Raw genomic sequence first — 13,994 nt, forward strand, 5'->3', positions numbered from 1 at the left:
GGTGTTATGGTAAATTTGAGTGACTGGGATGTTCATCCCAACATGGAAGGAATGGATTTTGAGAACACAGAAAAGATGCTTGGGGTATGTTGCCATCGTCGTCGACGATTACGATCGGGCGATCGAGTACTACACAGAAAAACTCGGATTTACTGTGGTCGAAGATACTCCACAAGCGGGGAAACGCTGAGTGGTTGTAACGCCGAACCCAGAAAGCGACTGTAATCTTTTGTTGGCTCGTGCCTCAAACGACAGGCAGGAGGCATTTGTTGGCAATCAGTGTGGCGGGCGGGTTTTCCTTTTCCTTCACACAGACGATTTTTGGCGAGATTATGGTGCCATGAAGGCCGCAGGCGTTCACTTTTGTGAGGAACCACGGAAGGAAGAGTACGGAACGGTCGTGGTATTTGAGGATATTTACGGAAATCGCTGGGACCTATACCAAAATAAATGGTAATTTTTCAGCAGCTAAGTAGTTAGCTCGATAGGATTTTAGTCTGCATTTGCATAGAAAAAATCGTTTCCGCATCGTCTGCATGTGGCCGCGAGAGCAGGACGTTGTAAGGCAGCAGAAAAATCCTGGATGCGGAATGGAAATTACCCTAAGTTATTGATATTAAATAAGGATTTTGGAGACTTGAAAACTAGCGACGGGTTAAACTGTTCGTGAGTTCGAATCTCACACGCAGGGCGGTGCCCTGCGTGTGAGATTCGAAGGGCTGGCCTACCGGCCCAGCCCGTCCCGAATCCTCCAACAGCTGCCGCTGCGCGGCAGCCCCGCGCGCCGTGGGCGCGCGTTCGGGGTTCCAATCAGTTTTTCGACTGAGCCAACTGTCACAGAACCCCACGCCTCAGTCCGTGTCTGAACGCCAAACCTGACCCTCGCGTCAGTGCGCGTGGTGTGTACTGCTCAAGGAATTTACAGGGGAAGCGGGAGAGGGCTCCCTTACAATAATAGGTTTTTTGCCCCCTGCTTCCTTACGTTCTTGTCAGCATGATTTTTGCTTGTTAATAGTTATTTTTTTACTTTTTTAACAACTTGATTAAAGAAAATATTTACTCAAAAATGGAAATTTAAGTTATCTTTAAGGCAAAAAAAGGAGACATTTTTCTCTTTTATTGATGAGGCAAAAATGCACGTTAACAACCTTGATGAACCCATATTTGCTATTGCAGCCAACCAAAATTATGACTGTTTAAGGCATGACGGTCTAACAGCGCAAAAAGTCGATGTCGGAGTCATTTTTCAAGAAATGCTAGGCACAGCGACTGCGGCCGCCTACTTGGCGAAAAACAACGTTCCTATGCACATAGCGCTCCGGGTCTTGACGCAAACCCATCGCAAGGCTAGGAAATGAGGGAATGGCTATTGTTGTTGAGTCGTTAACGTACGAAAAAAAGCTGTCATTTTGTTGTCATTCCCAGGCTAAAACACCCCAAAAACACCCAAAGAATGACAGCCTTCTTCTAGCTGCCTAGTTGATTCTAAAATTCAGTGGTGGAAACATCTGGGACCGAACTTGCCTCGCCAAGTGGCCCAGGCGCTATAAACCTTTTCTACGGTTTTGGTGTTGGTATGAGGTAGCCTTTGATGACGTGCTGGACCAAGGCTTGCGGCGCCTCGTCAAGGTAGTCAGTAAACTTTATATATCCACCCACCAGTTGAGTAGGGTTTCATCATTGTCGTCATCGAGGTTGGCGTAGATATTGGCGAAGTACCATTCCACGCCCGTTGCTTCGCGGAAGGCGTCGAAGGGACCGTTGATGTTGTAAATGCCGTGGTGGCCTGGCACGCTGAAGGTCAGATTGCCCTCATATTGGCCGTCCATGGTGCCGCCAAGCTGCTTTTGCACGTCGTACTCGAGCTGGTCGACTGCGGACTGGCTCACGGCGTCGGCGTCGTAGATCTGGATGCAGAAGTTGCCGCCGCGCTTCAATACTTGTGCAGGGGAGAGCGGGTCGGCGATGTTTACGATGTCGCCGCGTGCCAGGTTCAGGGCCAAACCGGGTGACGCCAGCAGTTCTAAGACGTGCTCGTCAATCTGGTGCGCCGGCAGAGTTTCGTACGTTGGGCCGTCGGTGTCTTCGTCTGCCAGTACGCGGATGTGTGGCATGCCTTTACAATTGATGTTTTCCATTAACTCTTTCATATTGCTGGTACGTTGCGGTGCGGGTCGCGCCAGCTAAATAGTTACGACAATATTGTGCAGGCTGCATGAGGAACGACATTTCTTTTCCATTTGTCGCATTCACTCATCCTGAAGTTTTGTCAAACCGTCTACTCCAAGGAATGCAAATTTTAACAAAACTGGAAAAAGCGCTGGGACTTAAACAGCCGAACGGCTCGGATGCCGAGCAAGATATCCTAATCCTGGCCCTGAAAGGAAAATGTGCCGGCGACACTTATTACCACAACATGGATCAGTCGGTTTTTGACAGCGCTATGGAAGGTAACGAGGAGGAAGATTTTTATCACTTCTATGTTCGGCAGAGAACGATAGGTATTCAAGCGTTCAAAAAAGAAGTAGAAAACGATCTCTCGACTCTGTCTGGATGTCAGCTTCATGCCATCGTCCAGCATCATAATTATGATAGTGGCATATGGCTTCTAACGCAGATCATAGCGCAAGAAAAGTGTGAATTTGCTACAGCGTTGTGCATCTATTGGGCCAATCAGCCGGGCGATCACTATGCGCGATACGAGACACTCGATCTTGCTTGCGAGGACATCCATGCTCTATCCCATGCGAATGCCGTGTTGCTCAATAAAATCGAATACAAGACAAAGCTAGGAATATTTGCACAGATCCTTCCCATTCCCGACGTTGCTTGTTTCCTGGATCGCAAGCCAGATTATTCAGTGAAACCATTGATAAATATTCCAGTTGAACTCCGTGTACATTGGTGAAGAATAAAGCTTGGGCTACAGGCTGGGCCTGCGGGCCCAGCCCGCCCAGAATCCTTCCCTTGCTTTTTTGACTCCAGTGCACGCTCATCATCAACACAAGCACGATCTCCCTGCCTGTTCCAACAGCAGGATAGATCCACTGCTACCGTTCGCAAACTCTACACAGAGCTCTAATCAGTTTAAGACTGAGCAAGCTTTCACGGCACTCAACGCATCAGTCTGTGCCTGAATGGCAGAGTTGCCCCTTCCTCGCTTCGGTTCTGAAAAATTCCACCATATGTAACTTGCCTCTCCAAAAGTACTGTGTAAAAATACAGTGTCAACTTTCAAAAAGGACATCTCATGATCAGAGGCAGTTGCTGCTGTGGCTCAGTAAAGTTTGAACTGGCGTCGCCCCCGGGCATGATGGGCATGTGTCACTGTTCTCGTTGTCGGAAGGCCGGCGCGAGTGCCTTGGCCTTCGTTGATAAGAATTCATTTACCTTGCTGGAGGGGCGAGAATTTATTCAGCGATATGAGCCAGAGACTCCCTTTAAATATGCAAGAACTTTTTGTAAAAACTGCGGGACTTCTTTGGGGGAAATTGGCTCAGAAAATGATTCGTTTCCGATATCAGTTAACTGCCTGGATGATGACCCTGAGGTCAGCATGCAATTTCATGTTTATGTCGGCTCCAAGCCCGCATGGTATGAAATTTGTGATAATGCAAAACAGTTTCAAGAAAGTCCTGCATAATAAAAAAGCCAGTCACTTGACTGGCTTTTTTATCGCACAAAATGTTGGGCAATGAATTAAGAAGATGCAGTTTCTTGGCTATGCAAGGAATTGATTTAGTTTCCCCACGGATCAGTATACGGATCGCCTGAGCGGCAAGATTCGCGTGTTTGCTCCAATTTGTAAGAGGTCGACTGCCCCCACAGGACAATGGTTCTTCCATTGCAATTGAATTGTCCTTCGCCCACTTGCTCGCTGTAGCTGGCATCGGAATAGTATGCGTATGAAATGGAGTACGCAGCTGCCGCATAAGCATAGGCTGAAAAAGCTAATAATCCTACGGAAAACGTTGCAAAAATCGACTTTTTAAATGGCATTGTAAACCCTTTTAACTTGATGCGGTCAATGTTCTAGTGTGAAACGAAGTCCTGATAAGTGTATGACTTTTCAGAAATGCAAATCGATACTACCCAAATGAAATATTTGTGTCAATGATTATTCTTTGGTCATTTTTTACGTCCGCGGCTCAAAATAAGCGGTGTCACTCAGGAGTTTCCTGGAATAACTGTGACGTGTTGTGGATCCTTGGCGATTGGCACAAACACTTCCCATTTATGTTGTATCGTGGGCTTTACAGTCTTGGCGCAGCTCACCGCAACATTTGATCCAGACAGGCCACGGCTCTTCGGAACCCATTCCACACGCAACAATACCGCGCATTTCGTCACCAGAATCTTCCGGTTCGGCTCCGAGACCCGCCACCGTGTGCCGTTTTTGGAATTCTCTGCTGCCATGAACTTTACTGCAGCATCCCTGATCTCAAATAAGCCATGTATATCACCGCGTGTCCTGTCCTCGTCAAGCGTGGTCGCGCGCGCCGATGAGACGCCAGCAACAAGAAAAACGGCGGCGACAAAGGAAGCGTACATGCGTCTATTCAAACGTAACGGTGCCAACATATTTACAATCCTTGCCAAGTCTGTTCGATATCAGATAGAGATATGGAAGCTTCCATATTTCCAGTGTGTGCATTGTCACACAAGCTGCCGACAGCCTGTTCGTTTGCTGGCAGGATTGCCTCACGCATGTTGACTCTGCCGTCACACCGTTGCGAATGCAGGAAGGATGGAACTGCCCCGTCTACAGTCAACAATCCCGGCTCCAGCGTTTTTGTTCTCCACTGGTGAGTGTGTAGTTTTCGTGGCACGATGAGAGGTTCATCGGGTTCTCATTAAACTGACAAGACGCACATGGCTTTTACTTTTCACCCGCTCTCCGATATTGCCAATGAAGAATGGCTCGTTCTGTTGAATCACCCGGACGTCATCCGCCACATGCCGCTCGCCACCGAAAGCTGGGATGAGCACGCTGTGATGGAATGGGCGAGAGGCAAGGACGCGCAGTGGCAAACAAATGGCTATGGGCCGTGGGCTATCCGGAGTGATGGCGCGTTTGCCGGCTGGGGCGGTTTTCAGAAGGAAGGGCGCGAAGCTGACCTGGCACTGGTATTGCTCCCCGCGTTCTGGGGACATGGTCCTGCGCTGGTTCGCCGGTTCATGCACCTCCGGCTGGAACTGGGTATTGGCCCGGTCAGTATCCTGCTGCCGCCCAGCCGCACTCGCGTCAGGGGGCTTGCAAGAATCGGCTTCGCATTGGATTGCGAAGTAGAGTATGAAGGACAATGTTTTTTAAAGTTCCGGGCAATTGATTGAGTTACTGGTGCGTGGCGGGGACGGAAACAGCCCTCATCTCCCGCAACTGCCATACTATGAATACGCCGACATGAGCGATACTTGTCGAAACAGGCTGCGGCCATATCATGGGTACGGCACGCCCAAGCGCGCTTACCTCCACCTTTGAAACTATGAACAACATCACCGTAGAATATCGTCACAATTTTCCCCTTGATCCGGTCGATGTCGTCCGTGTTTTCGATCAGTCCGGAATCAAGCGCCCCACCGACAATCTCCCGAGAATCGCGCGCATGTTCGCCGCGCCTTGCCTCTTGCTGTCGGCTTGGGTGGATGGCGAGCTGGTAGGATTGGCCCGGTCGTTGACCGACTATGCCTATTGCTGCTATCTGTCGGATCTGGCAGTCAACAAGGATTACCAAGGCCTGGGAATCGGCAAGGAACTTGTCAAGCGCACCCAGGCCATCATCGGCGAGGAAGTGTCGTTGATACTGCTCTCCGCGCCGGATGCGATGTCCTATTATCCGACGCTCGGTTTTGAGCTTGCCGGCAATGCCTACGTCATCCGGCGCAAACATTGAGCGACCGTTTTTAACAATTCCCGCACCTGATGAAACCCGTCTATACCCTCGCCGAAGCCCTGGCAAAAGACCCCAGCCGCGTCGCCAAAACCCAGGCCCTCACCCTCGACAGTACCAGGCCCTACATGGGCCTGAAAGGCAGCCATGGCCTGTTCGCTTCCGAAGCATGGTGGAAAAGCATCGAGGCCAAGCGCCTCCCGACGCAAACCTTGACGGGCATCATCGAACGAACGTATTTCGCGGGGCAGGACAGCCGCCGTGGCGATCAAGTCAACAGCGTTACCTTGCGCCAGGCGGATGGCTCGGCAGTGGACGAGAGCATCTACATGAACGACAAACAGGACATCAAGCTGTTCGTGCCTGGCGCCATGGTGACGATGGTCTACGCGCTCGATGAGCTCAAGGCACAGCCAGCCGCCGACGGCGGTGTCAATGTGGCGCGTATCGTGCTGGAAGTGGCCATCTCCGTCAGAAAAGATACAGAGTAGGGGCCGCGCCATGCAGATGCTCCACTATCTGCATAAGCTTGATATTGGACAAGTTTTTAGCTGAAATTGGTTTGACCGCCCACCGCGCCAGGTCTAGAGTCATCAACAAGACCCAACCGACCCCGGCGCCCACACCATGGCCAAGCCTTTTCCCTTGAACCCCAAGAACCCCGAACGCATCTGCTGGGGCTGCGACAAGTATTGTCCGCCGGACGCCATGCGCTGCGGCAATGGTTCCGAGCGCACGCAGCATCCGATCGAGCTGTTTGGCGAAGGCTGGAATGACTGGGGGCTGGCGGCGGCCGACAAGGTCGACAAGGCCGACAAGGACGAGAACCCGCCCTGACGGCAGCGCAGCACGCGGCGCGCCGCTACAATCTCTTCATCGCGTCCGAGCTGAGGAGTCTCCATGCAAGAAACCCTGTCCCGCTGGCTGGCAAGCAGCGCCGGCGATTACACCCTGGCCGAACACCCGGCCGTCCACACCATAGCCGAGGCGCTGATCCACGTGCCAGCCATGCCCGGCCTGATGGTGAAGAATCTGTTCGTACGCGATGAAAAGGGCCGGCGGCATTTTCTCGTCATCGTGCCTTTCGACAAGCGCATCGACCTGGCGGCGCTGGGGCGGCTGTTGCCGGCCAGTAAGCTGAGCATGGCTTCGCCTGAACGCTTGCTCCAGCATCTGGGCATCACGCCTGGCTCCGTCAGCCTGTTTGCGCTGATCCACGACAGCGCGCAGGCGGTGGAACTGGTGCTGGACCAGGCCGTATGGGAAGCCGGTTCTGTGCAAGCCCATCCCTTGCGCAATACGGCCACGGTGGCGCTGTCGCATGCCACCCTGGTCGATTTCCTCGCCCATACTGGACACGTACCCCGCATTCTGAGCGTGCCGGCAGCTGATTAAACGCGTTGTATCAATGCCCGGCCACGGACGCGCCGCCGCTGCGCCGTCCTGGCCGGAAGCCGTGCGCGCGGGCCGACCAGGCGACGAGGAGCGCCAGTACCAGCAAGCTGACCATGGCCCACGGGAAGGCGTCCGCGCCCCACGTTTCCAGAAGGGTGCCGCCCACCACGCCCGCGGCCGCAATCGCGCCATTCCACGCCACGACGTTCATCGACAAGGCCACGTCGGCGCCACTGCCTGCCGTGTCGGCCAGCGCCGTCTGCAACAGCGTTGCCGCGCCGCCAAAGGACAAGCCCCAGACAGCCATGCCCAGGTAGATGACAGCGGGAATGTGCGATGCGACGCCCAGCACGAGGGACGTCGCGGCGAACACGGCCAGGCTGGCCAGCACGGTGGCGCGCAAGTGGCGCTCGACCAGCTTGCCCGTGATCCAGATGCCAGCCATGGCGGCGGCGCCGAAGACGAGCAGCACCAGGTCGACCCGCTCCGTCAATCCGGCCGGCGCCACGAATGGGGCGATGTAGGTGTAGAGAATATTGTGTGCCAACATCCAGGCGATGACGACGGCCAGCACGGGGCGCACGCCCGGCGTCGTGAAGACGCGGCGCAAGGGCAGGCGCTCATGGACGGACTGGCCCGGGTAGTCCGGCACCTTGGCCAGCACCCAGGCGATGAGGATCAATGTCAGTGCGGAAATGATCCAGAACGCGGCGCGCCAGCCGACGAGCGAACCGAGCAATGTGCCCAGCGGCACGCCCAGGGACAGGGCGACGGGTGCGCCCACCATGGCCAGCGCCAGGGCGCGGCCTTGCTGGTGTGGCGCCACCATGCGCCGCGCATAGCCGGCCAGCAAGCTCCACGCCAGTCCGGCCGCCATGCCGGCAAAGAAGCGGGCCGCCAGGGTCAGCCAGTAGTGCGACGACAGGGCCGTGACGGTATTGAACACGAGAAAGCCGATGATGGTCAGCAACAGCACGTTGCGGCGGCGCCAGCCGCGCGTGGCGATGGTGAGCGGAATGGCTGCCAGCAGGGAGCCGAGGGCATAGGCCGTGACCATTTGTCCGGCCAGCGCGGCGCTGATGCCGAGTCCAGAGCTGATCTGCGGCAGCAAGCCGGCGGGCAAGGTTTCCGTGACGATGCAGATAAAACCCGTCATGGCAAGGGCCAGCAGGCCGGCGACGGGGAGGCGGTCGGCCAGCGCGGGGCTGGCTCCGGTGGTGATAGTGGCGAGATTCACGGCAAACATCCTTGTAAATAGATCAGGCGCAGGAGCGCCCCTGACCGTCGTTGCGGTACATATGTATCGATCGGTATAAATATAGGTGATGACGTGCCGCGTTGTCAATGACTTCTGTATCGAGTAGTATGTAAGTAAATGAGGAGGAGCGAAGGATGGCGCAAATGGGACGGCCGCGCACGTTCGACCGGCAGGCAGCGGTCGAGCAGGCCATGTTTTTATTCTGGCAGCAGGGGTATGAATCGACGTCCTTGAGCCAGCTCAAGGCGAGCCTGGGCGGCGGCATTTCCGCGCCCAGTTTTTATGCGGCGTTCGGTTCGAAGGAAGCGCTGTTCCGCGAAGCGGCACAATGCTATCTGGACACGTTTGCCCGCGTGACGGAGTGCCTGTGGGATGATAGCCTGGCGCCGCGCGCGGCCATCGAGCTGGCCTTGCGCCAGTCGGCCAGCATGCAGTCCGAGCCGGGACATCCGCCCGGCTGCATGGTGGCGCTCGGCTGCATGAGCGCGCCGACGGCCGAACACGCGGCCGTGGCCGCGCCCCTCACGCAATCGCGCGCCCGCACGCGCGCCGGCTTCGTGCGCTGCGTCGAGCGGGGCATGGCCAGCGGCGACCTGCCTGGTGATATGGATGCCGTGGCGCTGGCGTCCGTCTTCGACAGCTTTCTGTCGGGCGTGGCTATCCAGGCCCGCGATGGCGTAGGCTACGCCGTGTTTGACTCTGCCATCACGCAAATCATGCGCGTGTGGGATGCCAACCGCTTGGCAGCCTAGGCCGTAAAGCGGAACTCCAGCACATCGTCGCCATACTTGTCCGTCTCGCCCGTCGCGGTCCAGCCCAGGTAGCGGTAAAAACCGTAGGAGCGCGAGGCGGGGTCGTTGGAGCAGCCGAGGAACAGCCGTTGGTGGCCTTGCGCGCGCAGTTCCGTCATCACCAATTCCAGCAAGGTCTTGCCGATACCTAAGCCTTCGAATTCCGGCAGCAGGGCCAGGACGATGATTTCGCCCGTGTCGCGCTCGCCAAAGCAGTAGCCGACCAGCTGGCCGTCGTGATGGCAGACCTGGCCAGGCAGGCTGCCCGAGCGCATCATTTCGGCCCAGGAGTCGGCCGTGATGCCCACTTCCGCCAGGCGTTCCGCGGGAATGGCATTTTGCCGCGTCTTGCCGCGCAAGTCGATGAAGGCGGGGGTGTCTTCCGCCTTGGCGGGGTGGAAAGTAATCGATGTTGGGTGTGTCGTCATGTATTTGCTCGATGGTGTGGGATGAATGGCGGGCAGGGCAGGATAAATATCATTCCCAGGGTTTGCGCATGATTTGCGCGTGGCGCTGCCAGTCAACTACTTTGGTATTGTCGATGGCCTGTTGGCCGGGGTTGCTGCTATCGATGATTTCATCCTTGACGATGATCAAGTCGTTTTTGTCATTCAAGCGATATTCCCGATAACGCTCGCAATCCTGTTCGCGCCGCGCGGTGGCGATTAATTTGCTGGCCCGCCACGCATAGCTGTCTTCATAAAAGCATTGCGCCGCGCAGCCGCAATTGGCGATGCCGCCTTCGATTCTTTGATCGTTCATGCCGATATCCAGATTTGGAATGGCTGATAATGGCTTGTTGAAACTATATTGCTTCGCCGGAGCATCCCATAGCCATACATCGGAACAGCGGATGCGCCCCTGGCTATCCGTATAGCCGGTGACCCACAGGTCGGCATGGCCGTCGAAATTCATGTCCAGCAGCAGCGCGTGCAAATTGCCCGTGCCGCTGCTGCTGCAACGGCCATTGAGCCACTGCTTCCCGATTTTCAGCTGATACGTCTGTTTTTCATCGTGATTCGCATAACGGATATCGGCCGCTTGCCGCACTTTGCCTGTCGCGGCTTTCTCCAGGTGCAAGGTGCCAGCATAAACCGAGGTGGAAATCAGGGATAAAAGCAGAGCAATCAATTTCATGGCGATATTCGTGGACGGGCGTTGGGGCAAATGCCCCGATTGCATCAGGCGGAGAGTGATCATACTGCAGGATTTGGGCAGTGCGCCACACCATTCCCTATCGTGCATTCTGCGCGTAACGGTGCTGTGTACAATGCCCGAAAATCCCCGAACAAGGAATTCTTATGACATCCTCTCCTGAGTCTTTGAATGAAGCGGGCATCCTCGCTTATAACGACGGCAATTACGCCGAGGCATTCAAGCAATTCGATGCGGCCGCGCGCACCGGCGATCCGGCCGGCCAGCATTTATTGGCCAGCCTGTATTACCAGGGCCATGGCGTGACGCAAGACTTGCCGAAAGCGGTGGAATTGTTTACGGCGGCCGCGCAGGCGGGTTTTCCGCCATCGCTGGCCAATCTGGCCCTGATGTATGCGAGCGGCGATGGCGTCGCGCAAGACATGGCGCAATCGCTCGCGTATGGCCGCCAGGCGGCCGAGGCGGGCGATGGCCAGTCGCAATTCAACCTGGCGCAGGCTTACCGCAAGGGCGATGGCGTACCGCAAGACTTTGCCGAAGCGGCGTTCTGGTACAAGCAGGCGGCCGAAGCCGGTTCCCTGTCGGCGCAGAATGAATATGGCTTGCTGTACGCGCAAGGGCAGGGCGTGGAGCTCGACTACGTGCAGGCGTATGCGTGGATCGCCATGCCGGCCGAGGCAGGCAGCGTGCAATCGATCAAGAACCGCGACCAGTTGCTGGAAATCCTCACTCCGTCACAGCAGCAGGCGGCGCGCGGGCTGGCTGCCGAGTATGCGGCGCAATATGGCGTCAATCCCCACTAAAGTAACACCTAACAAAACCTACTGCGCGTCGTAATTTGCGGTCTGTGATGCTCACTGTACCTTCGTACAGTTGCGCTTCTCAACCACAACTTACTTCCGCTCGCTACGGTTTTGTTAGGCGTTGTTATTGGGATTTCCCAGGTAGTTTGCTCAGCACGCCCGCCGCGTCGAGTTCATAGCTGTCGAAATCGCGCGCCAGGAACAGTTCACCCGAATAATGCAGCCGGGCTTCCGCTTCCAGCTCGGCCATGCCGTCCGCATTGTGATAGCGGGCGCTGAAGTGGGTGAGGATCAGGTTCGGCAGGCGCACCGCTTCGGCAAACTGCGCCACGCGCTGCACGGAACTGTGCGTGGGGCCGGGCCCCACTTTCTGCAGCATGGCTTCCGTGTAGGTGGCTTCATGCACGAGCAATTGCGCGCCCGTGCAAGCCTCCGCCAGCAAGGCCGGCGTGTCGTTGTCGCCGCCGATCACCACCGTGGCGCGCTGCGTTTCCACTTGGCGGAAAGCGGAGGCGTTCAATACCGTGCCATCGTCGAGCAGCGCATCCTGGCCAGCTTGCAAGAGTCCCCAGGCGGGGCCAGGCGCCACGCCCGCTGCCTGCAGGGCCGCCTTGTCCAGCTTCCACCTGCTCGTTTCCAGCGCGAAACGATAACCGACGCTCGGTGCGCGGTGCGACAGTGCATGGCGCGAAACGGTCAAGCCCGCTTCCTCGTACACCACTGGCGCGCTGTCCACGTCGATGTGGATCAGCGGATACGTCAGGAACAGTTCCGTGTGCAGCAGTGTCGCGTCGATCCAGGCCTTGATGGCGGCCGGGGCGATCAGCAGCAGGGGCTTCTTGCGCCCCGTCATCGAGGCGCTGGCCAGCAAGCCCGGCAGCCCGTAGCTGTGGTCGCCATGTACGTGGGTGATGCAAATGCCCACCAGGTCGTGCACGGACAGGGGCAGGCGCTGCAGCCGGTGCTGCGTGGCTTCGCCGCAATCGATCATCCACCAGTCGCGGTTGTGCGTGGTTTGCAGGGCCAGCGACGTGACGTTGCGGTGGCGCGTGGGCACGCCGGAAGACGTGCCGAGAAAAGTCAGTTTGAACATGGGCGCATTATGCGGCAAGCCACCGCTGTTGCCAACGCACCCGCCTTCAGCCTGCCAATGGCGCGCTCAATTTGTCCTTGTAGATGCGGCCGTTCTTCATGATCAGCAGCAGGCTTTCTTCCGGCCGGGCGAGGAAATCGAGGTTTTTCGCAGGGTCGCCATCGGCCACCAGCAAGTCGGCCAGCGCGCCCGCGGCCAGGCGGCCCAAAGTGCCCGGGTAGGGCGAGCGCTGGCCGGACAGGGCCAGCAGTTCGCCATTTTGCCCCGTCGCCTGCGCCAGCAAGGTCAATGAATCGTAAAGGCGCGTGAGCTTGGCCAGCTGGCGGCCCTGCGTGGGCGTGTTTTTCGCGTTGAACAGGATATCCGTGCCCCAGCCCGTCCTGATGCCGTACTTTTGCGCCAGCGCATACGCCTTCACCGTGCCCTCCGAGACAATGGCCTGGCTGGCCTTGCGCGCCGCATCGGGGTAGACATTCGCATCCGCGTCTTGCAGAAAAGGCTGCAGGCTCCACCATGTGCCCGTGTCGCGCATCATGCGCACGGATTCGTCGTCGGCCAGCTGGCCATGCTCGATGCTGCGCACGCCTGCGCGGATGGCCCGCTGTATGCCTTTCGGCGTGTAGACGTGGGTCATCACATACGTGCCCCAGTCGGCGGCCGCTTCCACGCCGGCGCGCAGTTCGCGTTCCGAATATTGCGTGCTGTCGAGCGGGTCATACATCGAAGCGACGCCGCCGCCAGCCATCATCTTGATTTGCGTCGCGCCCAGCATCAATTGTTCGCGCACGCGGCGCAGCACTTCCGCCTCGCCATCGGCGATCATGGCCATGCCTGCCGTTTCCACCATGCCCAGCGGTGCATTGGCAGCGCGCGGGATGTCCGAGCGCAAACGGAAGTCGCCATGGCCCGAGGTTTGCGAAATCATGGCGCCCGAAGGAAATATGCGGGGGCCGTCGACGATGCCTTCATCGATGGCGCGTTTCAATGCAAAGGCGGGACCGCCTGGATCGCGCACGGATGTAAAGCCCCGCAGCAGGGTGCGCTGCGCTTCCTGCGCCGCCACCAGGTAAAGATAGCCAACGTCGGACGTCATGGCCGTCACCTGGTTGATGGCGGCGAGCATGGTGTGCCAGTGGGCGTCGATCAGGCCCGGCATCACCAGCTTGCCCTGGCAATCGATCACTTGCGCGCCGTCCACCTTTTCGCCGGCCGGCAGCAGGGCTGTAATGGTCGGGCCCGTCACCAGCACGTGGATGCCGGAGCGGGGCGCCTTGCCCGTGCCGTCGAACAGGCGCAGATTGGTCAACAGCAGGGGGCGCTGGGGCGTTTGCGGCTGCTGGGCGATGGCGTTGCCGGTGGACAGGCCGAGGCCGACGAAGGGTGCCAGCATGGCGGCCGCGCCGCCGAGAAATTGCCGGCGCCGCATGTCGGCCATCACCCGCTGGTGCAGGATGGTGAAGACGGTGCCGCCGCAGTCGCAGGCGCGCGGCTTCAAGCCGCCCGTTTGCCACGTATCGATCAGATGCTGCTCTTGTGCCTGGGCCATCGACGCCATCCTTTCATCGCTGCCGCGCCAGGAGAGTGGCCGCAGGCAAAGTTAACAATAGG

At 57.4% G+C, this 13,994-nt stretch carries 16 protein-coding genes and 1 pseudogene; 10 read left to right on the forward strand and 7 right to left on the reverse strand.

All coding sequences use genetic code 11. From position 1 onward, the window contains the following. Positions 1-28 precede the first annotated feature (28 nt). Positions 29-457, forward strand: a pseudogene (locus CSQ91_RS29390) (VOC family protein). 1,186 nt (positions 458-1,643) lie between these two features. On the opposite strand, the gene CSQ91_RS00365 reads toward CSQ91_RS29390, so the two are convergent. After that, positions 1,644-2,138 carry a DUF4265 domain-containing protein gene (locus CSQ91_RS00365; protein ID WP_099387076.1) on the reverse strand — a complete coding sequence of 165 codons (495 nt, stop codon included), beginning with the start codon at positions 2,136-2,138 and terminating at the stop codon, positions 1,644-1,646. Positions 2,139-2,215: 77 nt separating this feature from the next. On the opposite strand from CSQ91_RS00365, the gene CSQ91_RS00370 reads away from it, so the two are divergent. Together CSQ91_RS00370 and CSQ91_RS00375 are read left to right on the forward strand one after the other, a co-directional pair. Continuing rightward, positions 2,216-2,908, forward strand: coding sequence for a DUF4274 domain-containing protein (locus CSQ91_RS00370; RefSeq protein WP_099387077.1), 693 nt, complete (start codon positions 2,216-2,218; stop codon positions 2,906-2,908). 342 nt (positions 2,909-3,250) lie between these two features. Then, on the forward strand, positions 3,251-3,643 hold the full coding sequence (locus tag CSQ91_RS00375; RefSeq protein ID WP_071653664.1) for a GFA family protein: 393 nt from the start codon (positions 3,251-3,253) through the stop codon (positions 3,641-3,643). 524 nt (positions 3,644-4,167) lie between these two features. Here the strand turns inward: CSQ91_RS00375 and CSQ91_RS28455 are convergent. Then, positions 4,168-4,581 carry a hypothetical protein gene (locus CSQ91_RS28455; RefSeq protein WP_180278306.1) on the reverse strand — a complete coding sequence of 138 codons (414 nt, stop codon included), beginning with the start codon at positions 4,579-4,581 and terminating at the stop codon, positions 4,168-4,170. A 291-nt stretch (positions 4,582-4,872) separates the two neighbouring features. Between CSQ91_RS28455 and CSQ91_RS00380 the strand changes: the two genes are divergently transcribed. The 5 genes from CSQ91_RS00380 (at position 4,873) to CSQ91_RS00400 (ending at position 7,286) form a co-directional block, all read left to right on the forward strand. Continuing rightward, positions 4,873-5,334: a GNAT family N-acetyltransferase gene (locus tag CSQ91_RS00380; RefSeq protein WP_099387078.1), complete on the forward strand. Its 462-nt coding sequence runs from the start codon at positions 4,873-4,875 to the stop codon at positions 5,332-5,334. A gap of 152 nt (positions 5,335-5,486) precedes the next feature. Beyond that, positions 5,487-5,894, forward strand: a complete 408-nt coding sequence (locus CSQ91_RS00385; RefSeq protein WP_099387079.1) for a GNAT family N-acetyltransferase — start codon at positions 5,487-5,489, stop codon at positions 5,892-5,894. Between the two features lie 29 nt (positions 5,895-5,923). After that, complete coding sequence (locus tag CSQ91_RS00390; RefSeq protein ID WP_099387080.1) at positions 5,924-6,382, forward strand: hypothetical protein; 459 nt, start codon at positions 5,924-5,926, stop codon at positions 6,380-6,382. Positions 6,383-6,518: 136 nt separating this feature from the next. Further along, positions 6,519-6,728, forward strand: a complete 210-nt coding sequence (locus CSQ91_RS00395) for a DUF3079 domain-containing protein (protein WP_092612368.1) — start codon at positions 6,519-6,521, stop codon at positions 6,726-6,728. 63 nt (positions 6,729-6,791) lie between these two features. After that, a complete protein-coding gene (locus CSQ91_RS00400; protein WP_099387081.1) occupies positions 6,792-7,286 on the forward strand; it encodes a prolyl-tRNA synthetase associated domain-containing protein in 495 nt (164 codons plus the stop codon). A gap of 10 nt (positions 7,287-7,296) precedes the next feature. Here the strand turns inward: CSQ91_RS00400 and CSQ91_RS00405 are convergent, their stop codons facing one another. Then, on the reverse strand, positions 7,297-8,442 hold the full coding sequence (locus CSQ91_RS00405; protein ID WP_218963731.1) for an MFS transporter: 1,146 nt from the start codon (positions 8,440-8,442) through the stop codon (positions 7,297-7,299). A gap of 245 nt (positions 8,443-8,687) precedes the next feature. Here CSQ91_RS00405 and CSQ91_RS00410 point away from each other — a divergent pair, with 245 nt between their 5' ends. Then, positions 8,688-9,296 carry a TetR/AcrR family transcriptional regulator gene (locus CSQ91_RS00410; protein WP_306508422.1) on the forward strand — a complete coding sequence of 203 codons (609 nt, stop codon included), beginning with the start codon at positions 8,688-8,690 and terminating at the stop codon, positions 9,294-9,296. Here CSQ91_RS00410 and CSQ91_RS00415 read toward each other — a convergent pair. After that, on the reverse strand, positions 9,293-9,763 hold the full coding sequence (locus CSQ91_RS00415) for a GNAT family N-acetyltransferase (protein ID WP_099387083.1): 471 nt from the start codon (positions 9,761-9,763) through the stop codon (positions 9,293-9,295). The genes CSQ91_RS00410 and CSQ91_RS00415 overlap by 4 nt on opposite strands. Before the next feature lie 49 nt (positions 9,764-9,812). Continuing rightward, on the reverse strand, positions 9,813-10,472 hold the full coding sequence (locus tag CSQ91_RS00420) for an XAC2610-related protein (protein ID WP_143450909.1): 660 nt from the start codon (positions 10,470-10,472) through the stop codon (positions 9,813-9,815). Between the two features lie 164 nt (positions 10,473-10,636). Here CSQ91_RS00420 and CSQ91_RS00425 point away from each other — a divergent pair, with 164 nt between their 5' ends. Continuing rightward, on the forward strand, positions 10,637-11,293 hold the full coding sequence (locus tag CSQ91_RS00425; RefSeq protein WP_099387085.1) for a tetratricopeptide repeat protein: 657 nt from the start codon (positions 10,637-10,639) through the stop codon (positions 11,291-11,293). A 124-nt stretch (positions 11,294-11,417) separates the two neighbouring features. Here the strand turns inward: CSQ91_RS00425 and CSQ91_RS00430 are convergent, their stop codons facing one another. Then, a complete protein-coding gene (locus CSQ91_RS00430; protein WP_099387086.1) occupies positions 11,418-12,386 on the reverse strand; it encodes a ribonuclease Z in 969 nt (322 codons plus the stop codon). A gap of 46 nt (positions 12,387-12,432) precedes the next feature. Next, positions 12,433-13,932: a metal-dependent hydrolase family protein gene (locus CSQ91_RS00435; RefSeq protein WP_218963708.1), complete on the reverse strand. Its 1,500-nt coding sequence runs from the start codon at positions 13,930-13,932 to the stop codon at positions 12,433-12,435. Positions 13,933-13,994 lie beyond the last annotated feature (62 nt).

It is taken from the genome of Janthinobacterium sp. BJB301, from assembly GCF_002735685.1.
In the GTDB taxonomy this organism is placed as follows: domain Bacteria; phylum Pseudomonadota; class Gammaproteobacteria; order Burkholderiales; family Burkholderiaceae_D; genus Janthinobacterium; species Janthinobacterium lividum.